Annotated in this window: 22 protein-coding genes; 15 read left to right on the plus strand and 7 right to left on the minus strand. The window is 71.6% G+C overall.

Going from position 1 to position 26,443, the window contains the following annotated elements; translation table 11 throughout:
* Positions 1-127 precede the first annotated feature (127 nt).
* Together ACFV2J_RS22020 and ACFV2J_RS22025 are read right to left on the minus strand one after the other, a co-directional pair.
* The gene (locus ACFV2J_RS22020; RefSeq protein ID WP_385440127.1) at positions 128-3,139 is read right to left on the minus strand and encodes a tetratricopeptide repeat protein; all 3,012 of its coding nucleotides are present in this window, start codon (positions 3,137-3,139) and stop codon (positions 128-130) included.
* Positions 3,136-4,974 carry an HSP90 family protein gene (locus ACFV2J_RS22025; RefSeq protein ID WP_385083683.1) on the minus strand — a complete coding sequence of 613 codons (1,839 nt, stop codon included), beginning with the start codon at positions 4,972-4,974 and terminating at the stop codon, positions 3,136-3,138. Before ACFV2J_RS22025 ends, ACFV2J_RS22020 begins: the two co-directional genes overlap by 4 nt.
* A 166-nt stretch (positions 4,975-5,140) precedes the next feature.
* On the opposite strand from ACFV2J_RS22025, the gene recG reads away from it, so the two are divergent.
* The 8 genes from recG to mutM all read left to right on the plus strand — a co-directional run bounded on the left by recG (position 5,141) and on the right by mutM (position 12,825).
* On the plus strand, positions 5,141-7,357 hold the full coding sequence (gene recG / locus ACFV2J_RS22030) for an ATP-dependent DNA helicase RecG (RefSeq protein ID WP_385083684.1): 2,217 nt from the start codon (positions 5,141-5,143) through the stop codon (positions 7,355-7,357).
* 307 nt (positions 7,358-7,664) lie between these two features.
* Positions 7,665-8,252 carry a 16S rRNA (guanine(966)-N(2))-methyltransferase RsmD gene (gene rsmD / locus ACFV2J_RS22035; protein WP_385083685.1) on the plus strand — a complete coding sequence of 196 codons (588 nt, stop codon included), beginning with the start codon at positions 7,665-7,667 and terminating at the stop codon, positions 8,250-8,252.
* A gap of 26 nt (positions 8,253-8,278) precedes the next feature.
* Complete coding sequence (gene coaD / locus ACFV2J_RS22040) at positions 8,279-8,758, plus strand: pantetheine-phosphate adenylyltransferase (RefSeq protein ID WP_211118255.1); 480 nt, start codon at positions 8,279-8,281, stop codon at positions 8,756-8,758.
* Between the two features lie 99 nt (positions 8,759-8,857).
* A complete protein-coding gene (locus ACFV2J_RS22045) occupies positions 8,858-9,934 on the plus strand; it encodes a cell division initiation protein (RefSeq protein ID WP_385440131.1) in 1,077 nt (358 codons plus the stop codon).
* A 133-nt stretch (positions 9,935-10,067) separates the two neighbouring features.
* Positions 10,068-10,724: a YceD family protein gene (locus tag ACFV2J_RS22050; RefSeq protein ID WP_385083702.1), complete on the plus strand. Its 657-nt coding sequence runs from the start codon at positions 10,068-10,070 to the stop codon at positions 10,722-10,724.
* Positions 10,725-10,726: 2 nt separating this feature from the next.
* The gene (gene rpmF, locus ACFV2J_RS22055) at positions 10,727-10,900 is read left to right on the plus strand and encodes a 50S ribosomal protein L32 (protein WP_006139588.1); all 174 of its coding nucleotides are present in this window, start codon (positions 10,727-10,729) and stop codon (positions 10,898-10,900) included.
* A gap of 19 nt (positions 10,901-10,919) precedes the next feature.
* A complete protein-coding gene (rnc, locus tag ACFV2J_RS22060) occupies positions 10,920-11,780 on the plus strand; it encodes a ribonuclease III (protein WP_385083686.1) in 861 nt (286 codons plus the stop codon).
* Positions 11,781-11,964: 184 nt separating this feature from the next.
* Positions 11,965-12,825, plus strand: a complete 861-nt coding sequence (gene mutM, locus ACFV2J_RS22065) for a bifunctional DNA-formamidopyrimidine glycosylase/DNA-(apurinic or apyrimidinic site) lyase (RefSeq protein WP_385083687.1) — start codon at positions 11,965-11,967, stop codon at positions 12,823-12,825.
* Between the two features lie 120 nt (positions 12,826-12,945).
* Here mutM and ACFV2J_RS22070 read toward each other — a convergent pair whose 3' ends face one another.
* Complete coding sequence (locus tag ACFV2J_RS22070; protein ID WP_385083688.1) at positions 12,946-13,353, minus strand: winged helix-turn-helix transcriptional regulator; 408 nt, start codon at positions 13,351-13,353, stop codon at positions 12,946-12,948.
* Between the two features lie 100 nt (positions 13,354-13,453).
* Here ACFV2J_RS22070 and ACFV2J_RS22075 point away from each other — a divergent pair, with 100 nt between their 5' ends.
* On the plus strand, positions 13,454-14,038 hold the full coding sequence (locus tag ACFV2J_RS22075) for a flavodoxin family protein (RefSeq protein ID WP_385083689.1): 585 nt from the start codon (positions 13,454-13,456) through the stop codon (positions 14,036-14,038).
* 177 nt (positions 14,039-14,215) lie between these two features.
* Here the strand turns inward: ACFV2J_RS22075 and ACFV2J_RS22080 are convergent, their stop codons facing one another.
* Positions 14,216-14,347: a hypothetical protein gene (locus ACFV2J_RS22080; protein WP_385083690.1), complete on the minus strand. Its 132-nt coding sequence runs from the start codon at positions 14,345-14,347 to the stop codon at positions 14,216-14,218.
* 104 nt (positions 14,348-14,451) lie between these two features.
* Between ACFV2J_RS22080 and ACFV2J_RS22085 the strand changes: the two genes are divergently transcribed.
* On the plus strand, positions 14,452-14,682 hold the full coding sequence (locus tag ACFV2J_RS22085) for a hypothetical protein (RefSeq protein ID WP_385083691.1): 231 nt from the start codon (positions 14,452-14,454) through the stop codon (positions 14,680-14,682).
* Positions 14,683-14,924: 242 nt separating this feature from the next.
* Here ACFV2J_RS22085 and ACFV2J_RS22090 read toward each other — a convergent pair whose 3' ends face one another.
* On the minus strand, positions 14,925-15,899 hold the full coding sequence (locus ACFV2J_RS22090) for a CAP domain-containing protein (RefSeq protein WP_385083692.1): 975 nt from the start codon (positions 15,897-15,899) through the stop codon (positions 14,925-14,927).
* 142 nt (positions 15,900-16,041) lie between these two features.
* Here ACFV2J_RS22090 and ACFV2J_RS22095 point away from each other — a divergent pair, with 142 nt between their 5' ends.
* The 4 genes from ACFV2J_RS22095 (at position 16,042) to ACFV2J_RS22110 (ending at position 22,533) form a co-directional block, all read left to right on the plus strand.
* Positions 16,042-16,323, plus strand: coding sequence for an acylphosphatase (locus ACFV2J_RS22095; protein ID WP_385083693.1), 282 nt, complete (start codon positions 16,042-16,044; stop codon positions 16,321-16,323).
* 380 nt (positions 16,324-16,703) lie between these two features.
* Entirely contained in the window at positions 16,704-16,907 is a 204-nt protein-coding gene (locus ACFV2J_RS22100; RefSeq protein WP_107021972.1) for a hypothetical protein, read from the plus strand.
* A gap of 207 nt (positions 16,908-17,114) precedes the next feature.
* Complete coding sequence (locus ACFV2J_RS22105; protein WP_385083694.1) at positions 17,115-20,822, plus strand: AAA family ATPase; 3,708 nt, start codon at positions 17,115-17,117, stop codon at positions 20,820-20,822.
* 292 nt (positions 20,823-21,114) lie between these two features.
* On the plus strand, positions 21,115-22,533 hold the full coding sequence (locus ACFV2J_RS22110; RefSeq protein WP_385083695.1) for a sugar porter family MFS transporter: 1,419 nt from the start codon (positions 21,115-21,117) through the stop codon (positions 22,531-22,533).
* Between the two features lie 83 nt (positions 22,534-22,616).
* Here the strand turns inward: ACFV2J_RS22110 and ACFV2J_RS22115 are convergent, their stop codons facing one another.
* Both ACFV2J_RS22115 and ACFV2J_RS22120 read right to left on the minus strand, forming a co-directional pair.
* Positions 22,617-23,597, minus strand: coding sequence for an LLM class flavin-dependent oxidoreductase (locus ACFV2J_RS22115; RefSeq protein WP_385083696.1), 981 nt, complete (start codon positions 23,595-23,597; stop codon positions 22,617-22,619).
* Positions 23,598-23,644: 47 nt separating this feature from the next.
* A complete protein-coding gene (locus tag ACFV2J_RS22120; RefSeq protein ID WP_385083697.1) occupies positions 23,645-25,087 on the minus strand; it encodes a purine-cytosine permease family protein in 1,443 nt (480 codons plus the stop codon).
* A 129-nt stretch (positions 25,088-25,216) separates the two neighbouring features.
* On the opposite strand from ACFV2J_RS22120, the gene ftsY reads away from it, so the two are divergent.
* On the plus strand, positions 25,217-26,428 hold the full coding sequence (gene ftsY / locus ACFV2J_RS22125; protein WP_385083698.1) for a signal recognition particle-docking protein FtsY: 1,212 nt from the start codon (positions 25,217-25,219) through the stop codon (positions 26,426-26,428).
* The last annotated feature ends 15 nt before the right edge of the window (positions 26,429-26,443 follow it).

The following is a 26,443-nucleotide window of genomic DNA, read 5'->3' on the forward strand; positions in this document are numbered from 1 at the left end:
TTTGCGGTCGGCCGCGACTGTTGTTTATACGCCCCCGGTCCGGGGCGGAGCCCCAGGGACAGGATGGGACGGGTAGGGGCGGCGGGGGCGAAAGAAGCCCGTCCCGGTCACCCCCCCACCTCACCCCTTACTCCTCGCCCCGTTCCTCCGTCACCCTCAGCATGTTCTCGGCCTCGGCACACCGCGCCCCCGCGATCTCGTCCCCCTCCGACGCCCCGGCGTAGGCGGACAGAACACCCCGCGCCCGCGCAGCCGCGGCGGCGGGCCGGAGCAGGTCCGCCTCCAACCACCCCGCGGCAAGCTCCGCCCCGGTCCGCGCGTCGACCGCCTCGTCCCCCAGGGACGCGAACACCGACACGGCCAGCGTGACTTGCCCCAACGCCTCCTCGAAGAGCCCCCGGGCGGCGTCCTGTTCCACGTCGTCGGTGACGGACCGGGCGACGAGGTCGCCGAACTGCCGGTGGGTGTGGCCGAGTTCCGAGACCAGGCGGAGCGGGACCCGCGGGTCCTGTCCGGCCTCCGCCTCGGAAACCGCCCGCACCCCCTCCTCGCACTCCCGCACCGCCGTCGCCATCAGCTCCCGCGCCCCGTCCAGCCCCGCCCCCGTCCGCAGGGACGCCCAGGCCCGTGCCCGCAGCGACCGGACCAGCGCGTGCACGTTGCCGAGCTCCCGCCACAGGTCACCGGCCCGGGCGTACGCCCGCTCGGACTCGCCGGGCAGCCCGGCACGGCCGAGCGCTTCGGCGGCAAGATGGGCGAGCATCGCGTGGTCGCGCTGCTCGGGCCAGTGCCGGGCGATGTCCGCGGCCCGCAGCCAGTTCTCGGCCGCGGCACGGTGCTCGCCGAGCTCGGTGAGACAGTCGCCGAGCCACCAGCGGGTCTGCACGATCGCGCCGTCGCCGTGCATGTCGGCGGTCAGGTCGGGCAGCGCCGACTCCAGGATCTCCGCCGCTTCGGCCCAACGTCCCTGCCGGAGCAGGAAACCGCCCAGTTGGTGACGGGCCCAGGCCCCGAGCGTGGGCCCCTGCCCCGCCTCGTCGGCCCAGTGCGCGGCCTCCAGCGCGTGGTCCGCGGCGGCCGCGGACCGCTCGGTGTCGCCGAGGATCTCGGCGAGCTGGAGGTGCAGCTGCGCCTGCCCCATCGGCTCCAGACGGGGCCCGCCGTGCTCCAGCGCGGCCCGCGCCGCCCGCTCGGCGCCCTCCGCGTCGCCCAGCTGCCGGGCGATTCCGGCGAGCCGGGACTCGTACTCCACGGCGAACGACGGCAGCCCGGCCGCCACGAACGCCTCCGCCGCCCGTCCGAGCAGTTCCGCGGCGGCCCCGGCGTCCCCGGAGTGCGCGGCGAGCTCGCCGAGCATCGCCTGGGCCTCCGCCGCCCGCGAGGCCATCCGTACGTCCTCGACGTGCGGCTCGGCGAGCGCCAGCAGCTCCCGTACGGCCGCCTCGGCGGCCCGGACCTCGTCGGCGTGGCCCGGCCCGGACCCGTCCGCGTCGTCGCCCTCCTGTACCCGATGCACCAGGATCCGGGCCCGCCCGATCAGCACGGAAGCCGCCTGCGACACCCCCGTCCCGCCGTCCGCGAGGAGAGCGAGAGCCTTCCCGTGCAACTCGGTGACGGCCGCCAGCGCCTCCTGCGACCCGCCGACGAGGGCGAGGACGTACGCGGCGCGGGCCCGGGCGGCGAGCGCCTCGCCGGGATCGCCCGCCGCGTCGTAGAGCTCCGCGGCCTCGTGGAAGAGCTCGATGCCCTCGGGCCCGCGCTCCATCGCCGCGTGGTCGGCGATCTCCGCGCGGTCGCGGACCTCCAGCTCCCGGCCCTCGGCGGCGCGCGAGACCGCGGCCCAGGCCGCCACGGCGTCCGGGCTGCGGGACTGCGACAGCCGCCGGGCCTCGGCGAGCAGCTCGGGCAGGTCCGCCCCGGTGACCCGCGCCGGGCCGTCGTCCCCCGGCCGCGGCGGCGCGGCCGGCTCCGGGACCGATCCGGGACCCGCGGCCTCGGCGGTCGGGGCCGGCGGTACGTGCCGTGCCGAACGCACGCCCAGCGGCAGCCGGTCCACCAGCGGCCGCTGGTCCATCCGCGCCCGTGCCCGCTCGCTGACGTACGACGTGCCGTTGCGCGCGTCGAACCGCGCCGCGAGGGAAAGGGCCTGCTCGCGCGCGTGGACGGCGAGTTCGCCGGCGGTCCACGCGCGCCCGGCCGGTCCCGGCACCGTCCGACCGCCGAGACCGAGCCCGGTCAGGCGGTCCATCACCAGGGCGGTGACGGCCATGAAGTCGAGCTTGCTGCGGGGGTCGCCGGAGTCGGTGAAGTAGGCAGGCCGCTCGGCGAGCAGCTCCAGGGCGCGCGCCTCGTTCCCCGACAGCGCGCAGAACTCCACGTGGTCCGCGTAGGCCGCGCGCATGCTCTCCATCGGACGCACCAGACGCAGGCCCCGGAGGTGATGGGCGCGGGCCTCCTCCGGTCGGCCCAGGCGCAGCAGCGGGACGAGGGAGGACGCCAGCACGGTGTGCGGCTCGTGGGCGCAGCTGTGCTCGCCCTCCAGGACCGGGCGCCACAGTTCCAGCGCCTCCGTGTCGGCGCCGCGCTCGGCCCGCCACCAGCCCTGGCTGTGCAGTTCACACGCGTGGCAGTTCGCCATGCTGTCCCGGTCGGCGGCCAGCCAGGCGGCATAGGCCCGCTCCGCGCGCTCCAGGTCCCCCAGGTGCGCGGCCACACTGAACTCGGCACCGCGCACGGCCCGTTCGGAATGACCAGCGAGCCGGTAGCGGTACTCCATCTCGCCGAGCCACTTCTCGATGGAGGCGAGCGGGATGTGCGGCTGGTCGAGCATGCCGGCCGACATCCACTTGAAGACCCAGTGCAGCGAGTGGATCTCGTACTCGTCGAAGTCCTCGGGGTGCTCGTCCCACAGGCGCAGCAGGCGCGCGAAGGGGACGAACATCCTGTCCTTCTCGGAGCTGTAGTTGTAGACCTTCAGCTGGTGTCCGAGCGCCTCGATCACGGCGAGCGGGACGTCCAGCTTCTCCGCCTCGGCGAGCAGCTGTTCCGCGCGCGCGTTGCGCGCGGGACCCTCCGGCTGCTCGTAGTTCTCCGCCATCGCCTGGCGCAGGGTGTCGAAGTCCATGGCCGGGGCGCTCATCGGCGGTCGTCCTCCTCGGGATCGGTGTGGGTGGCCCATTCCAGGAGGCCGATGAACGCGCGGTTGAGGAGCGCGGAGTCCGCGGGCCGCAGCGGGCGCTGCGCCATCAGGAGGGCCTGGCCGTAGAGGGACTCCGTGGCGGTGCCGATCAGCTCCGGGTCGTTCAGCGAGCTGATCCGGCGGATCAGCGGGTTGAGATGGTTGAGCACCAGACGCGCGCGGGGGGCGCTGCCGCGCAGCGAACCGAGAATGCCCGCCCACAGGTCGTCGGCCTGCTCCTCGGCCTCCGCGCGGGCCTGCTCGTGACGCGCGGCCCGGTCGTCCAGGTGCAGGGCCGGGACCGAGAGCGGGTGGAAGGCGCGCAGTGACACGTCGCAGCCCAGCGGGTCGAGCTTGGCCCGCGCGGCCGCCAGGAAGCCGGACAGGGCCAGCTCCTCGGCCGGATCGACCGCGTCCAGGTGCGCCGTCACGGTGTCGGCGTCCAGCTCCGAGACCACCGAGCCCGGACGGACCGAGGGCAGCGCCTCCACCAGCTCGCTGTCGTAGGTGTAGCCGCCGTTGACGACACCGATGCCCTGCGCGGAGGCGATGGGCGCGACCTGGCGGTACTCCTCCACCGTGCGCGTGAAGTGCACCACCGGGTGGCGCTGCGCGAACTCCTCCAGGGACAGCCGTCCGTCGGTCGTCTCGAAGGGCAGCCAGGGCAGCATCGTGCGCAGCATCTCGTTGTCGTGCCGCGCCAGTGACTTCACGCCCAGGTGGTGGACGGACAGGAAGGCCGCCAGCCGCTCCGGGTCACCCGCCGCGAGTCCCGTCAGCCACGACCGGATGCGCTCGCCGAGGGCCTCGCGCACGGCCGCCAGGGTCTCGTCCTCGTAGAGCGACTCGCGGGACGCGGTGGGCCGCAGGCTGTCGGTGTCCAGGACACAGCGTACGAAGAACGCCCAGTCCGGCAGCAGCTGTTCGGCCCGCTCGGTCAGCAGCATGCCCTTCAGATGCACCCGGTGGCTCGCGCGCTGCGCGGGGCTGACCGCGGTCGGCAGGACGTACGCGACGCCCCGTACCCCCGCGAGCGGCACGTTCAGTTCGATCGAGTCCAGCGGCGTGAAGCCGAACAGCTCGCGGCAGTGCCGGGCCAGGGCCACCCTGCGGGTGCCGGGGCTCGGGTGGGCGCGGTCCCAGGGCGCGGGAAGGTCCGCGATCGCCTCGTCGCCGACGCGTACGTCGTACGGCAGCAGGGAGCCGAAGTCGCGGGCCAGTGACCGCACCCGCTCCTCGGTGAGCCACTCGCCGGCTCCGGCGCGCGCCACTAGGTGCACGGTGGTGCCCGGCTCCGTGCGGGCCTCGTGCGGCAGCGTGCGCACGGTGTACGAGCCGTCGTCGGTCGCCGTCCACTCCACGGGCGCCGCGTCGGGCGTCCGGGCGCTGCGGCTGACGACGCGGATGCGCTCGGCGACCACGAAGCACGCCAGCAGTCCGATGCCGAACTGGCCCAAGAAGTCGGAGCGGGCCGCCTGGATGCCGTCGTCCCGCTTGGAGCTGCGCCCGATCGTCGCGAGGAGGCTGTGCACGTCCGACTCGGTGAGCCCGACGCCGGAGTCCTCCACGCGCAGGGTGCCGTCCGCCGCGTGCAGCCGCACGGTGGCGGGCGCGTCCGGCTGCTCGGCACGCCGGGCGGTGATCGCGTCCACGGCGTTCTGCAGCAGTTCGCGCAGATAGACCTTGGGGCTCGAGTACAGGTGATGGGAGAGCAGGTCCACCAGACCACGCAGGTCGACCTGGAACGAATGGGGTGACGGGGATGCCTGGGAGGGCTGTGAGGTCTGGGAGTCCATCGTCGCTGCGCCGAGGGTGGGGGGACGGGCGACGGCGCGGGGTCGGGCGGTCCCGGCGGACGGTGACCGCGAAGAGGTCCGGAGCGCGTCATCCTAGGCCCGGAACGAGCCGTCTGACCAGCGGATTCCCAGGACGTATACGGCATTGTCGGTGGTGTGGTGTGCAATGGATCTCGTGCCCGCGCTCGATGAACCACTGAAGAAGGTGCTCGGTCCCCCCACCGCGAAGGTGATGGCCGAGCATCTCGGCCTGCACACCGTCGGTGATCTCCTGCACCACTATCCGCGCAGATACGAGGAGCGCGGCCAGCTCACCCACCTCGCCGACCTGCCCATGGACGAGCATGTGACGGTGGTCGCCCAGGTCGCCGACGCGCGCCTGCTCACCTTCGCCTCCTCCAAGGCGCCCCGCGGCAAGGGCCAGCGTCTGGAGGTGACCATCACGGACGGCAGCGGCCGCCTCCAGCTGGTCTTCTTCGGCAACGGCGTGCACAAACCCCACAAGGACCTGCTGCCCGGCACCCGCGCGATGTTCTCGGGCAAGGTCTCCGTCTTCAACCACCGCCTCCAGCTGGCCCATCCGGCGTACGAGCCGCTGCGCGGCGACGGCGACGAGGCGGTCGAGAGCGTCGACTCCTGGGCGGGCGCGCTCATCCCGATCTACCCGGCCACCGCCAAGCTGGAGTCCTGGAAGCTCGCCAAAGCCGTCCAGACGGTGCTGCCCAGTGCCCAGGAAGCCGTCGACCCGCTGCCGGACTCCCTGCGCGAGGGCCGTGGCCTCGTCTCCCTGCCCGAGGCCCTGCTGAAGATCCACCGTCCGCACACCAAGGCGGACATCGGCGACGCCCGCGCCCGCCTCAAGTGGGACGAGGCCTTCGTCCTCCAGGTGGCGCTGGCCCGCCGCCGGCACGCCGACGCCCAACTCCCCGCCGTCGCCCGCAGACCCCGGCCGGACGGCCTGCTCGCCGCCTTCGACGCCAAGCTTCCCTTCACCCTCACCGAAGGCCAGCAGAAGGTCTCCAAGGAGATCTTCGACGACCTCGCCACCGAACACCCGATGCACCGGCTGCTCCAGGGAGAGGTGGGCAGCGGCAAGACGATGGTCGCCCTGCGCGCCATGCTCGCCGTCGTCGACGCGGGCGGGCAGGCCGTGATGCTCGCGCCCACCGAAGTGCTCGCGCAGCAGCACCACCGGTCGGTCACCGAGATGATGGGGGAGCTGGCCGAGGGCGGGACGCTGGGCGGCGTCGAGCACTCCACCAAGGTCGTGCTGCTCACCGGGTCGATGGGGGCGGCGGGGCGCCGGCAGGCGCTGCTCGACCTGGTCACCGGCGAGGCCGGCATCGTCATCGGCACGCACGCGCTGATCGAGGACAAGGTGCGGTTCCACGACCTGGGCCTGGTCGTCGTCGACGAGCAGCACCGCTTCGGCGTCGAGCAGCGCGACGCCCTGCGCGGCAAGGGCAAGCAGCCCCCGCACCTGCTGGTGATGACCGCCACGCCCATTCCCCGCACGGTGGCGATGACCGTCTTCGGCGACCTGGAGACCTCCGTCCTCGACCAGCTCCCCGCGGGGCGCTCACCGATCGCCAGCCATGTCGTCCCCGCCGCGGACAAGCCGCACTTCCTCGCGCGCGCCTGGGAGCGCGTGCGCGAGGAAGTGGACAACGGCCATCAGGCGTACGTGGTCTGCCCCCGCATCGGGGACGAGGAGGACGACCCGAAGAAGGGCGCCAAGAAGAAGTCGCCCGAGGACGAGGCCGAGAAGCGCCCGCCCCTCGCCGTCCTCGACATCGCCCAGCAGCTGGCCGAGGGCCCCCTCCGGGGACTGCGGGTGGAGGTCCTGCACGGCCGTATGCCACCCGACGACAAGGACGCCGTGATGCGCCGCTTCGCCGCGGGCGAGACCGGCGTCCTGGTCGCCACGACCGTCATCGAGGTCGGCGTGAACGTGCCGAACGCCACGGCGATGGTGATCATGGACGCCGACCGGTTCGGCGTCTCCCAGCTCCACCAGCTGCGCGGCCGGGTGGGCCGTGGCTCCGCCGCCGGACTGTGCCTGCTGGTCAGCGAGATGCCCGAGGCGAGCCCGGCCCGTCAGCGGCTGAACGCGGTGGCGTCCACACTCGACGGTTTCGAACTCTCGCGCATCGACCTCGAACAGCGCCGTGAGGGCGACGTCCTGGGCCAGGCCCAGTCCGGCGTCCGCTCGTCGCTGCGCATGCTCACCGTCATCGAGGACGAGGAGATCATCGCCGAGGCCCGCGAGGAGGCGGCCGCGGTCGTCGCCGCCGACCCGGAGCTCGCCGGCCTCCCGGGCCTGCGAACCGCCCTGGAGGCGCTCCTGGACGAGGAGCGCGAGGGGTATCTCGACAAGGGCTGACGGAACCACCGACGAGGGCCGACGGGAGGGGGGAGGGCGCCGACGGGCCGGCCGGCGACCGGCCCGATCCGCACCGGCTCGCCCCGGGCAGGCCCAATGCCCTGACGTTCGCCCCGGACCGGTTCGCCCCGGACCGGTTCGAGACGGCTCGGCCCGCCCCGGAGCGGCTCGGCGGCCCGGCCCGGGAAGCATCCCGGACTCGGCCGGACCCGGACCCGGACCCGGACCCGGACCTGACCGGGGAGGCGGGATCCCGGCTCCGGCTGAGACACTGGCAGCCGACACGTCACCAGCGCAAAGGACCCTCATGACCCGCGTGATCGCCGGCCGGGCCGGCGGACGCCGTCTGGCCGTCCCGCCGGGCACCGGCACCCGGCCCACCTCCGACCGGGCGCGCGAGGGCCTCTTCTCCACCTGGCAGTCCCTGCTCGGCGGCCCGCTGGAGGGCGAGCGCGTGCTCGACCTGTACGCGGGCTCCGGCGCCGTCGGTCTGGAGGCGCTCAGCCGCGGCGCCGGACACGCCCTGCTCGTCGAGTCGGACGCCCGCGCCGCCCGCGTCATCCGGGAGAACGTCAAGGCACTGGGCCTGCCCGGCGCCGAGGTCAGGCCGGGCAAAGCGGAACAGATCGTCCAGGCGCCGGCGCCCGCGGAACCGTACGACCTCGTCTTCCTGGACCCGCCCTACGCCGTGTCGGACGACGATCTTCGCGAGATTCTGCTCACACTCCGGACGCAGGGCTGGCTCGCGGACGATGCGCTCGTCACCGTGGAGCGCAGCACCAGAGGCGGCGAATTCGGATGGCCGGGCGGTTTTGACGCGCTGCGGGCCCGTCGTTACGGCGAGGGGACCTTTTGGTACGGTCGCGCCGCCTCTACGTGCGAAGACGCACGATGACCGGACCGGAGAGCGAGGGACCACAGTTGCGCCGCGCCGTCTGTCCGGGGTCATTCGACCCCATCACCAATGGACACCTCGACATCATCGCCCGCGCTTCCAGGCTCTACGACGTCGTGCACGTCGTGGTGATGATCAATCAGTCGAAGCAGGGCCTGTTCACCGTCGACGAGCGGATCGAGCTGATCCGCGAGGTCACCGCGGAGTTCGGCAACGTCCAGGTCGAGCCGTACCACGGCCTGCTCGTCGACTTCTGCAAGCAGCGGGACATCCCCGCCATCGTCAAGGGACTGCGCGCGGTCAGCGACTTCGACTACGAACTGCAGATGGCCCAGATGAACAACGGCCTCTCGGGCGTGGAGACGCTCTTCATCCCGACCAGCCCCACCTACAGCTTCCTCTCCTCCTCGCTGGTCAAGGAGGTCGCGACCTGGGGCGGCGACATCTCCCACCTGGTACCCCCGGTGGTCCTGGAGGCGCTGAAGGGGCGGCTCGGCCAGGACTGACGGGCTGACAGCCCGTCACCCGGTGTCGGGCGGGGCGGGAGTGGTCGTACAGTCGACCCGTCCGTCTCCATCACAGCTGTAGAGAGTGGCGAGCACACGGTGGACGTGCAGAAGAAGCTCGATGAGATCGTCTCGGCGGTCGGCAGCGCCCGTTCCATGCCCATGTCGGCCTCGTGCGTGGTCAACCGCGCCGAGCTGCTCTCGATGCTCGAAGAGGTGCGCCAGGCCCTGCCCGGCTCCCTCGCCCAGGCCGAGGAGCTCATCGGCGGCCGCGAGCAGATGGTCGAGCAGGCGCGCATGGAGGCCGAACGGATCATCGAGACCGCGCACGCCGAGCGCGGCTCCCTGATCTCCGACACCGAGGTCGCCCGCCGTTCCCAGAACGAGGCGGACCGCATTCTCGCCGAGGCCCGCCAGGAGGCCGAGGAGATCCGCGCCGAGGCCGACGACTACGTCGACTCCAAGCTCGCCAACTTCGAGGTCGTCCTCACCAAGACCCTCGGCTCCGTCGGGCGGGGCCGCGAGAAGCTCCTCGGCACCGGTCCCGGCATCGACGAGCAGGGGTACGAGGACGAGGACGCCCCCGAGCGCAGCCACGACCCCGAGACGCTGCGCCGCAACGCCGACGACTACGTAGACGTGAAGCTCGGCGCCTTCGAGGCCGTCCTCGCCAAGACCCTGGAGGCCGTCGGCCGCGGCCGGCAGAAGCTGCACGGCCGGATCGCCAGCGACGACCTGGGCGACCTGGGAGCCTTCGCCGAGGACGGGACCCCCGTCCAGCACACCAGCGACGCCGACTACCTGGCCGGACTCGCCGAGCTCTCGGAGGTCCCCGAGCGGGCCGTCCAGGCCCCCGAGGTGCCGGCCCAGCCGTCCTACGCGCAGCAGCAGGACGCCTACGCGTACCAGCAGCAGCAGGCGGACCCCTACGGCTACCCGCAGCAGCAGTACGCCCAGCAGGACGCGTACGGCTACCAGCAGGCCGACCCGTACGCCGCCTACCCGCAGCACGGCTACGACCAGCAGCCCGCGTACGACCAGAGCGGCCAGCAGGGCTACCCGCAGCAGCAGACGCACGCCCTGGACCCACAGGCGAACGCCCTCGACGAGACCAGCCTCTTCGACACCACCATGATCAGCGCGGAGCAGCTGAGGGCGTACGAACAGGGGCGCTGACACCGGATTGGGCCGAGAGCGAAAGGTCCAGTATCCTGGCTCTTCGGTCGCGTGTACGTCCGCGATCACCGCTGCCCGGGAACACCAGGGGCGGCGCCCCTCGAGTTTTTGAAGATCGAAAGCAGGAACGGCTCTGAACACCCACCTCGACCACCGCAACCCTCTCGTGTTCGACACACACGAGCTGGGCCGGCGTCCTGGTGCGCTGCAGCGCCTGACCCGCACGATCGACGCCCCCACGGATCTCGGGATCCAGGGAGTCATCGGAGTGCCGGAAGGCACCCCGGTGGAGCTCGAACTCAGGCTCGAGTCGGTCATGGAAGGTGTGCTCGTCACAGGCACCGCCCGTGCACAGGTCGAGGGGGAGTGCGTAAGGTGTCTGGAGCCGCTCGAGCAGTCGCTCGCCGCGGACTTCCAGGAGATGTTCTCGTACCCTGACGCCGACGACCGGGGCCGCGCCAAAGCGGAGCCGGCCGACGACGCCGGGGAATCCGCGGATAACGAGGACATGCTCTTCATCGAGGACGGCCTGTTCGACCTCGAACCCGTGCTGCGTGATGCGGTGGTGCTCGCACTGCCGATGCAGCCGGTGTGCCAGGACGACTGCCCCGGCCTGTGCTCCCAGTGCGGAGCCCGGCTCGCGGACGACCCGGACCACCACCACGACGCCGTCGACATCCGTTGGGCGGCACTGCAGGGACTCGCTGGTTCATCCGGAGACGGCGAGAAGGACGAGTTGAGCGGCGGCGCGCTTCCATCAGCGCACGCCGACGAGAAGCAGGAGAAGTAGCCGTGGCTGTTCCGAAGCGGAAGATGTCGCGCAGCAACACGCGCCACCGCCGGTCGCAGTGGAAGGCTGCGGTCCCCACCCTGGTTGCGTGCGAGCGCTGCCACGAGCCCAAGCTGCAGCACATCGCGTGCCCGGCTTGCGGCACCTACAACAAGCGCCAGGTCCTCGAGGTCTGAGCGGCCGGTGAGAGGTCTGATGTCTGACGCCAAGGCGGAAACAAACGCCAAGAAAAAGGCGGACAACACAGCCTCGTCCCACACGCTTCTGGAAGGGCGGCTCGGGTACAAGCTCGAGTCCGCCCTTCTGGTGCGTGCGCTGACCCACCGTTCCTACGCGTACGAGAACGGCGGTCTGCCGACCAACGAGCGGCTGGAGTTCCTCGGGGACTCCGTGCTCGGCCTCGTGGTCACGGACACGCTGTACCGCACCCACCCCGACCTGCCCGAAGGCCAGCTGGCCAAGTTGCGGGCCGCGGTGGTCAACTCGCGTGCGCTGGCGGAAGTGGGCCGCGGCCTCGAACTCGGCTCCTTCATCCGGCTCGGCCGGGGCGAGGAAGGCACGGGAGGCCGGGACAAGGCATCCATCCTCGCCGACACCCTTGAAGCGGTGATCGGCGCGGTCTATCTCGACCAGGGTCTGGACGCGGCGGGTGAGCTCGTCCACCGGCTCTTCGACCCGCTGATCGAGAAGTCCTCGAACCTGGGCGCCGGCCTGGACTGGAAGACCAGTCTCCAGGAACTCACCGCGACCGAGGGGCTCGGCGTACCCGAGTACCTGGTCTCGGAGACCGGCCCGGACCACGAGAAGACCTTTACTGCTGCCGCCCGCGTCGGAGGCGTCTCGTACGGCACCGGCACCGGCCGCAGCAAGAAGGAGGCGGAGCAGCAGGCCGCGGAGTCCGCGTGGCGTGCGATCCGCTCCGCCGCGGACGAACGCGCGAAGTCGGCCCAGGCCGCCGAGCAGGTGGCCCAGGCGGCCGCTCAGCAGGCGGCCCAGGCCGCCGAGGAGGCCTCCGAAGCCCCCTCGGCTCCGACCAGCGACCCGGCCACGGCCTGATTCCTTCGCAAGAACGCCCGCAGCACCCGCGGCGACCACGAACCCGCTCACCGGCGGTGTCAGCGGTCCCGCGGGCGCGGAGGCACCAGCAGCAACGCAGTAACCGCAGGGCCCGAACCCCGTCGCAGCGTCCGTGCCGCGGCGGGGTTCGAGCATCCCCGCAACCACCTTCCGAAGGAGCGCCGTGCCCGAGTTGCCCGAGGTCGAAGTCGTGCGGCGCGGCCTGGAGCGCTGGGTCAGCGGGCGGACCGTCGCCTCGGCGGAGGTACGGCATCCCCGGGCCGTACGCCGTCACCTCGCGGGAGCCGAAGCCTTCGCCGAGGCGCTCGCGGGGCAGCGCGTCGGACCGGCGATGCGCCGCGGCAAGTACCTCTGGCTCCCCCTGGACGACTCCCCGTTCTCCGTCCTCGCGCACCTCGGCATGAGCGGTCAGCTCCTGGTGCAGCCACAGGACGCCCCGGACGAGAAGCACCTGCGCATCCGCGTCCGTTTCGACGACGACCAGGGCACCGAACTGCGCTTCGTCGACCAGCGCACCTTCGGCGGGCTCTCCCTGCACGAGACCACCCCGGACGGCCTGCCGGACGTCATCGCGCACATCGCCCGCGACCCACTCGACCCCCTGTTCGACGATGCCGCGTTCCACACCGCCCTGCGCGCCCGCCGTACGACGATCAAGCGCGCCCTGCTGGACCAGTCGCTGATCAGTGGCGTCGGCAACATCTACGCGGACGAGGCGCTCTGGCGCTCCAGGCTCCACTACGAACGTCCGGTGGCCGGCTTCACCCGGCCGCGCACCGCCGAACTCCTCGGCCACGTCCGTGACGTCATGAACGAGGCCCTCGCCGTCGGCGGCACCAGCTTCGACAGTCTGTACGTGAACGTCAACGGCGAGTCCGGTTACTTCGACCGCTCGCTCGACGCCTACGGGCGCGAGGACGAACCCTGCCACCGCTGCGGCACGCCCATGCGCCGGCGCGCCTGGATGAACCGGTCCAGCTACTTCTGCCCCCGCTGCCAGCGGCCGCCCCGGGTCACCGGCTGACGCCGACGACGACGCCGTACGGCCGCACCGCCTCCGGCGCGGCCACCAGACGGCGCCGTCGAACGCCCTCGCGCCTCCCGGCCCCCTCGGCGCTCCCGGCCCCCGCGAGCCTCGCCCTTCTCAGGCCCCGCGCGTCTCGTCGTAGTGCTCGCGCGCTTCCAGGACGTCGTCCATGCGCCCCTCCAGGAAGTGGATGAGGGTGAGCAGACGCTCCGCGACCTCGTGGCCGAGCGGTGTGAGGGTGTAGTCGACGCGCGGCGGGTTCGTCGGCTGGGCGTCGCGGTGCACCAGACCGTCGCGCTCCAGCGCGTGCAGGGTCTGGGAGAGCATCTTCTCGCTGACGCCGTCGACCCGGCGCCGCAGTTCGTTGAAACGGAACGTGCCGCCGTGCAGCGCGCCGAGCGTGAGCGATCCCCAGCGTCCGGTCACGTGCTCCAGCGTGCCCCGGGACGGGCAGCTGCGCGCGAACACGTTGTACGCGAGGTCCTGAAACTCACCGCTCTCGGCGGCGGGCACGGCGATTTCCATGGGATCACCATACTCCTGGACAGCGCTAACCGGGAGGTTGCACTAACTAGAAGTTAGTGCTTTCCTTTTGTTCGTTGTCACCACCTGGAGGAGTCCCATCGTGAGCACCCCTGTCGTCTCCATCGCCTACCACTCCGGCTACGGCCACACCGCCGTCCTCGCCGAGGCCGTCCGCTCCGGCGCGGCCGAGGCCGGCGCCGAGGTCCACCTGATCAAGGTCGACGAGATCACCGACGCCGAGTGGGAACGCCTCGACGCCTCGGACGCGATCGTCTTCGGCTCGCCGACCTACATGGGTACGGCGTCCGGCGCCTTCCACGTCTTCGCCGAGGCGTCCTCGAAGCGCTGGTTCGGGCAGGACTGGCGGGACAAGCTCGCCGCCGGGTTCACCAACTCCGGTTCCAAGAGCGGCGACAAGCTGCACACCCTGCAGTTCTTCCAGATCCTGGCCGCGCAGCACGGCATGAACTGGATCAACCTCGGCCTGCACCCGGGCTGGAACAGCAGCTCGGCGTCCGAGCACGACCTCAACCGCCTCGGCGTCTTCGCCGGCGCGGCCGCGCAGACCAATGTCGACGAGGGTCCCGAGACCGTCCACAAGGCCGACATCGCGACGGCGGAGCACCTCGGCCGCCGGGTCGCGGAGGCGGCCCGGGTGTTCACGCTGGGGCGTACGGCCGCGTGACGGCGGCGCCTCCTACGACGGGGGCGCACTCCCCGCGCCAAGGCCGCGGCCGCCGTGCTCCGGCGATCGCGGTCTCGGCCGTGAGCCGGGTCCGCCCGTCGGTGGTTGCCCACGCCGGTCGAGGTCGAGCACCCTCCGACGGCTCCGGGGCGGGCCGGCCGTCATGCGGGCCGCGCGTCACCAGGACTCGGCTTCCAGGTACAGGCTGATCGCCTCCACGAGGAACCAGATGATGAAGCAGACGGAGAACACGAGGCAGCCGACCCACAGCCCCCACAGGACCCAACAGGCCTCTCGCCGGACACGCATGAGCGGATCATCCCACCGCGGTCATGGCCCTGTCACCGACTTGGTCGCCCCCTGCGACAATGCCGCGACGGCGACGCAGGTCATGGGGCTGGGGAAGGAACGGCGTGGTTCTTCGTGGGGTGCTCGCACTGATCGCGGGCAGCGCTTTCACCGTGGTGGCCTGCGGCTACCGCGGCGTGGACGTGCGGATATGGGACTGGGCAGACGTGACGTTCTCGCCGCGCCACAGGACACGATGGGGCACGCCCTGGAAGAGCCTCGGACGCATGAGACTGCAGTTGGGGTTCGTGGGGGTCGGGCTGGTGATACTGGGTCTGGTGACCGTGGCGGGCTGACAGCGGGACCGGCGGAGTCGCGACCGGCAGGTCGACCCTCTTGAACGGGGCGGCCCCTGACCAGGTACATCGGTCAGGGGCCGTCGTGTTGCGTGCTGTCCGTGGGCGACCGTCGTTCCCCGGTGTTCCCCGCTCGCAACCGCTTCAACGATCGGGTCTGGCGGGCGGCGCTTGGGGCCGCTGGTGTCGAGACCGGACGCGACAACGGAATGCGTGCGCCGAGGCTCTGACCCGCGGCTGTCTCAGTAGCCGAAGTCCTGCGTCCACCAAGGACCGCCGGCGCCGAAGTGCACACCGACGCCCAGGGTCTTGAAGTCGCAGTTCAGTATGTTGGCGCGGTGGCCCTCGCTGTTCATCCAGGCGTCCATGACCGCCGCCGCGTCCGCCTGGCCACGGGCTATGTTCTCGCCGCCGAGCGCGGTGATGCCGGCCTTCGCCGCCCGGTCCCACGGGCTGAGGCCGGTCGGGTCGGTGTGGTCGAAGAAGTCGCGCAGGGCCATGTCCTCGCTGAAGGACTGGGCGAGATCCGTCAGGGCGCCGTTCGCCGTGACCGGGGTGCAGCCGGCCTTGGCCCGCTCCTCGTTGACCAGCGTGAGCACCGCGGCCTGCGCGGCGGCCTCGGCCGACACCACCACCGGGGCGGTGGCCGCCGGCGCCTTCGGCCTCGCGACCTCGGAGACCGGGGCAGAGGGCTCCGCGGGCTCGGCGGTCTTGCCCGGCTCGGTGGTCACCGGTTCCTGGGAAGGCGTCGCCGTCGGCGCGGCGGCCGCCGACGTCGAGGGAGGTGCGGAAGGGGAGGAGGCGCGGTCGGCGTCCCGGCTCGTCGACTGGTCGTCCCGGCTGTCCGCGCTGCCCGACGTGCCGCCCTGCTGGGTCTCCTGGCTGGACGGGGAACCGACGGCCTGGACGTTGTCGGACTTGTTGCCCCCACCGCCGAGCGCGTAGTTCTCCGCGCCCGGCACCACTCCGGCCGCGACGGCGACGGTGCCCAGGGCCACGGCCGCCGAGACGCCGAGCAGACCCGTGCGAACGGGCGTGGCCACCTTCCGCTTGCGGTGCGAGCGCGCGGCCGCCGTGCTGGGGAGGTCGGCGATGGCGGCGTAGCCGTACAGGTTCTCCGGCCCGTAGCTTTCCGTGAGGGGTCCGTTCGTATCGGTGACCCCGGTGGCGCGGCCTGTGGCGGCGCGGCCGGCGGCGGAGCGTCGGTGGCGTCCCATCTCCTGGCCTTCCTCGATCTTTCGGTCAGCGTCCCTCACTCGAAAGAGTGAGTTTCATATGAGACTCATTGGACCGGGACGGTACCGCATGGCGGGAGGGGAGGAAGTGCCCGGAGAGACTTTGTCCGGTTAGCGTGCACACATGAACGAGGTTGTACGACTGGTCGTGTGGGTACGCGGGCGCGTCCAGGGTGTCGGTTTCCGCTGGTTCACCCGTGCCAGGGCGCTGGAGATCGGCGGCCTGAGTGGTTTTGCTCTCAATCTGGACGACGGACGGGTCCAGGTGGTCGCGGAGGGCCCCAGGTCCGCGTGCGAGGGCCTGCTGGACTGGCTCCAGGGGGACGACACACCCGGGAGGGTGGACGGAGTCACTGAGATCTGGGACACGCCCCGGGGGATCTACGACGACTTCGCCATCCGGTGACGGTGACCGGCGCGAGGCCCCGGCCGGAAGCCCCGGCGCGTGCCTCCGGCACCCGCCGGGAGCGGAAACCGCCTGGTGGTTGCCAAGAACGGCTTGTCGTGGCAGGCTCCGGGATAAGGATGATCTCCACAGCCCCAGGGCCCCGCAGGAGTCGCAGCGCAGCCGTCCCAGAGCCGCGCGACAGCGGGTTGCCCCCCGATACGGGGCGTGATCGTGTTGACCGTCAAACTTTTTGGTGAGACGCTGAAAGCCCCGCGCACCTTAGCTGTTTGGCATGTGGAACCGCAGCAAGAATTTAGCAAGTGCCAAGCATCGCGGGTGCGATTCCCTCACGACCCACACCGCTTCGGTCGGTCACTCAGTGTGGAGGACCATCCATCATGGCAAAGGCGCTTCTCGGTTACGTCGGCGGTTCCGACCCGCGACTCATTGCCGAGATGCGACGGCTCCAGCAGCGCGTCCAGGACCTCGAATCCGAGCTCGGACGGATTCAGGCCGAGAACGACGCGCTCGCGGCTGCCGCTTCTCACGACTCGCTTCTCGAGAGCATCGACGTACCCCAGGCGGAGCCTGCGCTCACCTGATCACTGCACCGCATCACGACAGCAGTGGTTGGGCAGCCCCTATCAACCGCTAAGTTGTCAGATTTGCAAGGGACGCCTCTTCGGCGTCCCTTCTTCTTTCCCCCGCCTGTACCTCAAGCTCTTGTACGTCTGGTGTGCCCTGCACGTTCATGGGTGAAACCGCGGGTTCATGGAGTGAGACCGGCCCGAAAGGTAGAGTCCGGCGGCGTGCACCTCAAGGCTCTGACCCTGCGCGGGTTCAAATCGTTCGCCTCGGCGACCACGCTGCGCTTCGAGCCGGGCATCACCTGCGTCGTGGGCCCCAACGGCTCGGGCAAGTCCAACGTCGTGGACGCCCTGAGCTGGGTGATGGGCGAGCAGGGCGCCAAGTCGCTGCGCGGCGGGAAGATGGAGGACGTCATCTTCGCCGGCACCACCGGCCGCCCCCCGCTGGGCCGCGCCGAGGTGTCCCTGACCATCGACAACTCCGACGGGGCGCTGCCCATCGAGTACGCCGAGGTCACCATCACGCGGATCATGTTCCGCAACGGCGGCAGCGAGTACCAGATCAACGGCGACACCTGCCGGCTCCTCGACATCCAGGAACTCCTGTCCGACTCCGGCATCGGCCGCGAGATGCACGTGATCGTCGGGCAGGGACAGCTCGACTCCGTCCTGCACGCCGACCCGATGGGCCGCCGCGCGTTCATCGAGGAGGCGGCCGGCGTCCTCAAGCACCGCAAGCGCAAGGAGAAGGCGCTGCGGAAGCTCGACGCGATGCGGGCGAACCTCGCCCGGGTCCAGGACCTGACCGACGAACTCCGCCGCCAGCTCAAGCCCCTCGGCAGACAGGCCGCCGTCGCCCGCCGCGCCGCCGTCATCCAGGCCGACCTGCGCGACGCCCGGCTCCGCCTCCTCGCCGACGACCTCGTACGACTCAGGCAGGCGCTCCAGACGGAGATCGCGGACGAGGCGGCGCTCAAGGAGCGCAAGGACGCGGCCGAGGCCGACCTGAAGAAGGCGCTCCAGCGCGAAGCGCTCCTGGAGGAGGAGGTGCGCCGCCTCACGCCCCGCCTCCAGCGTGCGCAGCAGACCTGGTACGAGCTGTCGCAGCTCGCCGAGCGGGTGCGCGGCACGGTCTCGCTGGCCGACGCGCGTGTGAAGAGCGCCACCTCGGCGCCCGCGGAGGAGCGGCGCGGGCGTGATCCCGAGGACATGGAGCGCGAGGCCGCGCGCATCCGCGAGCAGGAGGCCGAGCTCGAAGCGGCCCTGGAGGCCGCCGAGCACGCCCTGGAGGACACGGTCGCGCACCGGGCCGAGCTGGAGCGCGAGCTCGCCGTCGAGGAACGCCGGCTCAAGGACGTGGCCCGGGCCATCGCCGACCGGCGTGAGGGCCTGGCCCGGCTCAACGGACAGGTCAACGCCGCGCGTTCACGGGCCGCCTCCGCCCAGTCCGAGATCGACCGGCTGGCCGCCGCCCGCGACGAGGCCCAGGAACGGGCGGTCACGGCGCAGGAGGAGTACGAGCAGTTGAAGGCCGAGGTCGACGGCCTCGACGCCGGCGACGCCGAGCTGACGGAGCGGCACGAGGCGGCCAAACGGGCGCTCACCGACGCGGAGTCCGCCCTCACCGAGGCCCGCGAGGCCGCCACCGCGGCCGAACGCAGGCGGGCCGCGACCCAGGCCCGTCACGAGGCACTGGCACTCGGCCTGCGCCGCAAGGACGGTACGGGGGCGCTGCTGGCGGCGCGGGACCGGCTCACGGGGCTCCTCGGCCCCGCCGCCGAACTGCTCTCCGTCACCCCCGGGTACGAGGTCGCCCTAGCGGCCGCCTTCGGTACGGCGGCGGACGCCATCGCGGTCACCACACCCGCCTCGGCGGCCGAGGCCATCCGCCTGCTGCGCAAACAGGACGCCGGACGGGCGGCGCTGCTGCTGGCGGGGGCACCGGAGGAGACGCCGGCAGCAGGGACCGGGGACGGTGCCGTGCCGCGTGGGACCGGGCGCCGGGACGTGCCCGCCGGTGAACCGGGCGGCCCGGACCGGCCGGACGGCCACCCCGGCTCCGGGCAGCCCGCGCGGCACCACGGCGACGGCGCCGGGAACGCCGGGACCGCGCCCGGCCACCCCACCGGTCCTCTCCACGCCGCGGACCTCGTCCGGGGCCCGGCGGACCTCATGCCGGCCGTACGGCGGCTGCTGCGCGGGATCGTCGTGGTCGGCACCCTGGAGGACGCCGAGGACCTGGTCTACGCGCGGCCGGGGCTGACCGCGGTCACCGCCGAGGGCGACCTGCTCGGGGCACACTTCGCGCACGGCGGCTCCGCCGGCGCGCCCAGCCTGCTGGAGGTGCAGGCGTCCGTCGACGAGGCGGCGGCCGAGCTCGAAGAACTCGCCGTGCGCTGCGAGGACCTCGGCGAGGCGCAGCGCCGGGCCGCCGAGCGGCGCAAGGAGCGGGCCGCGCTCGTCGAGGAACTGGGGGAGCGGCGCCGGGCCGCCGAGCGGGAGAAGTCGTCCGTGGCCCAGCAGTTGGGGCGGCTGGCGGGGCAGGCGCGCGGCGCCGCCGGGGAGGCCGAGCGGAGCACCGCCGCCGCCGCGCGGGCGCAGGAGGCGCTGGACCGGGCGGTGGACGAGGCGGAGGTGCTGGCCGAGCGGCTGGCCGTCGCCGAGGAGATGCCCGTGGAGGAGGAGCCCGACACCGCCGTGCGGGACCGGCTCGCCGCCGACGGGGCCAACGCGCGGCAGACCGAGATGGAGGCCAGGCTCCAGGTGCGTACGCACGAGGAGCGGGTGAAGGGGCTGGCGGGGCGGGCCGAGGGGCTCGACCGGGCGGCGCGTGCGGAACGCGAGGCACGCGCGCGTGCGGAGCAGCGGCGGGCCCGGCTGCGGCACGAAGCGGCGGTCGCCGAGGCCGTCGCCTCCGGTGCCCGGCAACTGCTCGCGCACGTCGAGGTCTCACTGGGCCGGGCCGAGGAGGAGCGGGGCGCCGCCGAGAACGCCAGGACGTACAAGGAGCAGGCGCTCGGGGCCGTCCGGAGCGAGGGGCGCGACCTCAAGGCGGAGCTGGACAAGCTCACGGACTCGGTCCACCGCGGCGAGGTGCTCGGCGCCGAGAAGCGGATGCGTATGGAGCAGCTGGAGACCAAGGCGCTGGAGGAGCTCGGCGTCGAACCGGCGGGGCTGGTCGCGGAGTACGGTCCTGACCAGCTCGTACCGCCCTCGCTGGCCGCCGAGGGCGAGGAGCTGCCGGAGGACCCCGAGCACCCGCGCAACCAGCCCCGGCAGTTCCACCGCGCGGAGCAGGAGCGACGGCTCAAGTCGGCCGAGCGGGCCTATCAGCAGCTGGGGAAGGTCAACCCGCTCGCCCTGGAGGAGTTCGCCGCGCTGGAGGAGCGTCACAAGTTCCTCAGCGAGCAGCTGGAGGACCTGAAGAAGACGCGTGCCGATCTGCTCCAGGTGGTGAAGGAGGTCGACGAACGGGTCGAACAGGTCTTCACCGAGGCGTACCGGGACACCGCACGGGAGTTCGAAGGTGTCTTCAGCCGACTCTTCCCGGGGGGTGACGGGCGGCTGATCCTGACCGATCCCGACAACATGCTCACCACGGGTGTGGATGTCGAGGCGAGGCCCCCGGGCAAGAAGGTGAAGCGGCTGTCCCTGCTCTCCGGCGGTGAGCGTTCCCTCACGGCCGTGGCGCTCCTGGTGTCGATCTTCAAGGCGCGGCCCAGCCCGTTCTACGTGATGGACGAGGTCGAGGCGGCGCTGGACGACACCAATCTGCAGCGGCTGATCCGGATCATGCAGGAGCTCCAGGAGGCCTCCCAGCTGATCGTGATCACGCATCAGAAGCGCACGATGGAGGTCGCCGACGCGCTGTACGGGGTCTCCATGCAGGGTGACGGTGTGTCGAAGGTCATCAGCCAGCGGCTCCGCTAGGGCCGGGGCGGCCCGGCGGCCGGAGCCGGAGCGGGCGGAGTGCCTCCCGGTTCTCGGGGTAGGCGGACCACGTCAGCCTCAAGCCTTCAAGACTTGAACACGATGGCCTCACCGGAGCGGGGAAAAGTCACAGCAGTCTGATTATTAACTTCGATACTTGAAGGCATAGTCTCTGCTGCGTTGCTTTTACCTTCAGGTGGTGGGTGGCGTGAAGCTATGCGCCACTGGAACCACCACCGGAGGGCTTGCCCCCACACCCCGGCAGCGAGGCCGGTGGCCCGAGGAGTTACACGTGACCAGCACTGCGCAGGCACCCCAATCAGGAGCCGGGACGGCTCACCCCGAACATCTCGGGCACGTCATCTTCATCGCGGCGGCGGCCGCGATGGGCGGTTTCCTCTTCGGCTACGACAGCGCCGTGATCAACGGCGCCGTCGAAGCGATCCGCGGCCGCTACGACATCGGTTCCGCGGCGCTGGCGCAGGTCATCGCCATCGCGCTGATCGGCTGCGCCATCGGCGCGGCCACCGCGGGCCGGATAGCCGACCGCATCGGCCGTATCCGCTGCATGCAGATCTCCGCCGTCCTCTTCACGGTCAGCGCCGTCGGTTCCGCGCTTCCGTTCGCGCTGTGGGACCTCGCCCTGTGGCGCATCATCGGCGGATTCGCCATCGGCATGGCCTCCGTCATCGGCCCCGCCTACATCGCCGAGGTCTCCCCGGCGGCCTACCGCGGCCGGCTCGGCTCCTTCCAGCAGGCCGCGATCGTCATCGGCATCGCCATCTCGCAGCTGGTCAACTGGGGCATCCTGAACGCCGCGGGCGGCGACCAGCGCGGCAAGCTCATGGGCCTCGAGGCCTGGCAGGTCATGCTCGGCGTCATGGTCATCCCGGCCGTCCTGTACGGCCTGCTCTCCTTCGCGATCCCCGAGTCGCCGCGCTTCCTGATCTCCGTGGGCAGGCGCGACCGCGCCCATGAGGTGCTCAAGGAGGTCGAGGGCGACCGGATCGACCTGAACGCCCGCGTCGCCGAGATCGAGCACGCCATGAAGAGCGAGCACAAGTCGAGCTTCAAGGACCTGCTCGGCGGCAGCTTCTTCTTCAAGCCGATCGTCTGGGTCGGCATCGGCCTGTCGGTCTTCCAGCAGTTCGTCGGCATCAACGTCGCGTTCTACTACTCCTCGACGCTGTGGCAGTCGGTCGGCGTCGACCCCTCGCAGTCGTTCTTCTACTCGTTCACCACGTCGATCATCAACATCATCGGCACCGTGATCGCCATGATCTTCGTCGACCGGGTCGGCCGTAAGCCGCTCGCGCTCATCGGCTCCGTGGGCATGGTCATCGGCCTCGGCCTCGAGGCGTGGGCGTTCTCCTACGACCTGGTGGGCGGCAAGCTGCCGGCCACCCAGGGCTGGGTCGCCCTGATCGCCGCGCACGTCTTCGTCCTCTTCTTCGCCCTCTCCTGGGGTGTCGTGGTCTGGGTCTTCCTCGGCGAGATGTTCCCGAACCGGATCCGTGCCGCCGCCCTCGGCGTGGCCGCCTCCGCGCAGTGGATCGCCAACTGGGCCATCACCGCGAGCTTCCCGTCGCTGGCCGACTGGAACCTCTCCGCGACCTACGTGATCTACACGGTCTTCGCCGCGCTCTCCATCCCCTTCGTGCTCAAGTACGTCAAGGAGACCAAGGGCAAGGCCCTGGAGGAGATGGGCTAGGCCCGCACCCCCCCGACACGGGGAGAAGGGCCAAGTCCCCGCTGCCCCTCTCCTCGTACTCGTGAGAGACGTACTGCCCCGGCTCAGCCTTCCAGGTCCCTGAGCCGGGGCAGTACGTCTTCGCAGAACAGGCGCAGGCTGCGCCAGCCCTCCTCGACGGGCATCCCACCGGACAGCGGATGGAGCACATGGTGGTCGAGGCCCTGGGCCGCACACGCCTCCGGCGTCAGGATGCGGTACACGCCCTCGGCACGCAGCTCCTCGACGGTGGTGGCCGCCGACTTCACCGCCGACCGGATGTCACCGGACTGCCAGGAGGCGTACGTCCGTGCCTCGTGCAGGAAGTGCCGGCCGTACGCGGCCCACGTCCGGTCCGGGTCCTCGGCGATGTGCAGCAGCGGGGTCTCGGCGGCGGGCATCATGGTCCAGCCCTCGGTGCCGTACTCGATCAGCCGCTCCTTGTAGTAGGCCTCCAGGTCGGGAAGGTGCGCGCTGGGGAAGAACGGCAGCCCGAGCCGGGCGGCGCGCCGGGCGGCGGCCCGGGAGGACCCGCCCACCAGCAGCAGCGGATGCGGATCCGAGAAGGGGCGCGGGGTGACCCGTACGGTCCGGCCCCGGTAGGTGAACTCCTCGCCGGTCCACGCCTTCAGCACCGTCTCCAGCAGCTCGTCCTGGAGCCGGCCGCGCCGTTTCCAGTCGACGTCGAACAGGGCGTACTCCTCCGGCCGGTAGCCGATGCCCGCCACCGTCACCAGACGGCCGCCGCTCAGCAGGTCGAGTACGGCGACGTCCTCGGCGAGCCGCAGCGGATCGTGCAGCGGGCCGATGATCGCCGAGACGGTGACCGCGAGGTGCCGGGTCGCGCCGAGGACCGCGCCCGCGAAGGTGAACGGCGAGGGCAGCCAGTTGTCGGCGACGCCGTGATGTTCCTCGGTCTGCACGGTGGTGACGCCGTGCTCGTCGGCGTAGGCGGACATCTCGACCGCGGCCCGGTAGCGGGCGCTCAGCGACGCGGGGGTCGCGTCCGGGGCGACGAGGTTGAAGCGCACGACCGTCACGGGCATGGGGAGCCCCCCTTCGTGTGTGGAGGAGGACGGTAGCTGACGGACCGTCAGACAGCCATAGTCGCGCACTCCTCGGCGGGTTCCGCCCCGGGAGCCACGGGGGGTTTCGGCAGCACGGCGTAGAGGAGGAAGGAGGTCACCATCGTCGCCGCCCAGCCGAGGCCGTACGCGCCGACCGGGTTGCCCGTCGCCAGCGGGCCCGTGAACCAGTCGGACGTGGTGAACAGCAGCCCGCAGCCGAGGCCGACCGCCCACGCCGTGACCGCGGCCGGGCTGAAGCCGCCCCGGTACCAGTAGGCGCTGGTGCGCGTGGTGTCGAGCAGGGCGCCGGCGTCGTAGGCCGGGCGGCGCAGCATGTCCGCGCCGAAGACGCCGGCCCAGGCCGAGAACGTGACCGCGAGCAGGGTCAGGAACGCGAGGAACGAGCCGATGAAGGAGGGGGCGACCAGCATCAGGACGCCGCCGAGGAGCAGCGAGATGACGGCGTTGACGCAGACCGCCCAGGGGCGTGCCAGCCTGACGCCGAGGGTCTGCGCGGTGAAGCCCGCCGAGTACATCGACATGGCGTTGATCAGCACCATGCCGACCAGGGCGATCAGCAGGTAGGGGACCGCCATCCACAGCGGCAGGACGGCGCCGAGGAACGAGACCGGGTCGGCGGCCGAGGCCAGGTCCGGCGTGGCGACCGCCATGACCGCGCCCATCAGGGTCAGCGGGAGCACGACGACGACGGCGCCGCCGAGCGAGCAGCACACGATCGCCGCGGACGAGGCACGGCGCGGAAGATAGCGCGTGAAGTCCGGAGCCGAGGGCGCCCAGCTGATCCCGCCCGCCGCGATCAGGCCGATGCCCGTGATCATCAGGTGCGCCGGTCCCGGCGGCCTCCGCAGGACCTCGGGCCAGTCGGTCCTGGCGGCCAGACGGCCGAGGACGACGAGGGAGAAGGCGGCGAAGAGGTAGGCCGCCCACTTGTTGCACCGGTGCACGGCGTTGATGCCGAGGCCGGAGATCGCGAACGTCGCGACCACGAAGAGCAGCAGTGTGACGAGCGTCAGGAACGTGTTGCTCCTGATGCCGAAGACGATGTCCAGGACGGTCAGCAGGGCGTAGGCGCCGGTCACCGCGTTGATCGTCTCCCAGCCCCAGCGCGAGACCCAGATCAATGAGCCGGGCAGGAGGTTCCCGCGCTGGCCGAAGACGGCACGGGACAGGGCCATGCCGGGCGCGCCGCCCCGCTTGCCCGCGATGCCGATCAGTCCGACCAGGCCGTACGACACGGCCGGCGCCGCGGTGGCGACCACCAGGGTCTGCCGGAGGTCGAGCCCGTACGTGACGGCCAGCGTGGCGCCCATGGTCAGCAGCAGCACGGTGATGTTGGCCGCCACCCAGGTGGGGAAGAGGTCGCGGGTCCTGGCGTGCCGCCGGGAGTTCGGCACGGGCTCGATGCCACGCGTTTCGAGGGCGCCATCGGAGTGCTCGGTGGTGCTCATGGGCAATGATCATAGATTACGTAGGTTTGTCGTCTTTGCTCGCTTCTTGTTCCGCTGTGAGGTCACGGATTCCTTCCCCGGCAAGGGAATCTCCCTCCCCGGGGAGCGATGACTGATACTGGGGGCGTTATGGAAACCGTCATCCTTGCTGTAGTCATCGCCGTGGTCGTGATCGGCGCACTCGGCGGGCTCGTCATCGGCAGTCGCCGCAGGAAGCCGCTGCCCCCGGCGCCCCCCACCACGCCCGACATCACCGCCCCTCCCGCCGAACCGCACCTCGGCGACGAGGCCGAGACCCCGCGCGACGAAGCGCGCCGGACGATAGAGGAGGTGGACCTTCCGGACGGCTCGTCGCCGTCCGGCGTCGCCGTCGAGGAACCCGCGCCCGTCATCGAGGCGCCCTCGATCGAGATCCCGGAACCCACCGCCGGACGCCTGGTGCGGCTGCGCGGCCGGCTCTCCCGCTCGCAGAACGCCCTCGGCAAGGGGCTGCTCACGCTCCTGTCGCGCGAGCACCTCGACGAGGACACCTGGGAGGAGATCGAGGACACGCTCCTGACCGCGGACGTCGGCGTGCAGCCCACCCAGGACCTGGTCGAACGGCTGCGTGAGCGGGTGAAGGTGCTCGGCACCCGCACGCCCGACGAACTGCGCGCACTGCTGCGCGAGGAACTCCTCCAGATCCTCGTCCCCGAGTTCGACCGGACCGTCAGGACCGACTCCAACCTCGACACCCCGGGCATCGTGATGGTCGTCGGTGTCAACGGCACCGGGAAGACCACCACCACCGGCAAGCTCGCCCGCGTGCTCGTCGCCGACGGCAAGAACGTGGTGCTCGGCGCAGCCGACACCTTCCGCGCCGCCGCCGCCGACCAGCTCCAGACCTGGGGCGAGCGCGTCGGCGCCCGCACCGTGCGCGGCCCCGAGGGCGGCGACCCCGCCTCGATCGCCTTCGACGCGGTCAAGGAGGGCATCGAGGAGGGCGCGGACGTCGTCCTCATCGACACCGCCGGGCGCCTGCACACCAAGACCGGCCTCATGGACGAGCTCGGCAAGGTCAAGCGCGTCGTCGAGAAGCACGCGCCGCTCGACGAGGTACTGCTCGTCCTCGACGCCACGACCGGCCAGAACGGTCTCATCCAGGCGCGGGTCTTCGCCGAGGTCGTCGACATCACCGGCATCGTGCTGACCAAGCTGGACGGCACCGCCAAGGGCGGCATCGTGATCGCGGTCCAGCGCGAGCTGGGCGTGCCGGTCAAGCTGGTGGGTCTGGGCGAGGGCGCGGACGACCTGGCGCCGTTCGAGCCCGCCGCGTTCGTGGACGCGCTCATCGGTGAGTGATCCCGGCTTAGTCGC

It is taken from the genome of Streptomyces sp. NPDC059668, from assembly GCF_042734135.1.
Taxonomy (GTDB): domain Bacteria; phylum Actinomycetota; class Actinomycetes; order Streptomycetales; family Streptomycetaceae; genus Streptomyces.

Excerpts from the sequence above, each read along its gene's own strand:
- ACFV2J_RS22020 (WP_385440127.1), bottom strand. The coding sequence starts at position 3,139 with ATGAGCGCCCCGGCCATGGACTTCGACACCCTGCGCCAGGCGATGGCG.
- ACFV2J_RS22025 (WP_385083683.1), bottom strand. The coding sequence starts at position 4,974 with ATGGACTCCCAGACCTCACAGCCCTCCCAGGCATCCCCGTCACCCCAT.
- recG (WP_385083684.1), top strand. The coding sequence starts at position 5,141 with ATGGATCTCGTGCCCGCGCTCGATGAACCACTGAAGAAGGTGCTCGGT.
- rsmD (WP_385083685.1), top strand. The coding sequence starts at position 7,665 with ATGACCCGCGTGATCGCCGGCCGGGCCGGCGGACGCCGTCTGGCCGTC.
- rnc (WP_385083686.1), top strand. The coding sequence starts at position 10,920 with ATGTCTGACGCCAAGGCGGAAACAAACGCCAAGAAAAAGGCGGACAAC.
- ACFV2J_RS22070 (WP_385083688.1), bottom strand. The coding sequence starts at position 13,353 with ATGGAAATCGCCGTGCCCGCCGCCGAGAGCGGTGAGTTTCAGGACCTC.
- ACFV2J_RS22080 (WP_385083690.1), bottom strand. The coding sequence starts at position 14,347 with ATGCGTGTCCGGCGAGAGGCCTGTTGGGTCCTGTGGGGGCTGTGGGTC.
- ACFV2J_RS22090 (WP_385083692.1), bottom strand. The coding sequence starts at position 15,899 with ATGGGACGCCACCGACGCTCCGCCGCCGGCCGCGCCGCCACAGGCCGC.
- ACFV2J_RS22095 (WP_385083693.1), top strand. The coding sequence starts at position 16,042 with ATGAACGAGGTTGTACGACTGGTCGTGTGGGTACGCGGGCGCGTCCAG.
- ACFV2J_RS22100 (WP_107021972.1), top strand. The coding sequence starts at position 16,704 with ATGGCAAAGGCGCTTCTCGGTTACGTCGGCGGTTCCGACCCGCGACTC.
- ACFV2J_RS22115 (WP_385083696.1), bottom strand. The coding sequence starts at position 23,597 with ATGCCCGTGACGGTCGTGCGCTTCAACCTCGTCGCCCCGGACGCGACC.
- ACFV2J_RS22120 (WP_385083697.1), bottom strand. The coding sequence starts at position 25,087 with ATGAGCACCACCGAGCACTCCGATGGCGCCCTCGAAACGCGTGGCATC.
- ftsY (WP_385083698.1), top strand. The coding sequence starts at position 25,217 with ATGGAAACCGTCATCCTTGCTGTAGTCATCGCCGTGGTCGTGATCGGC.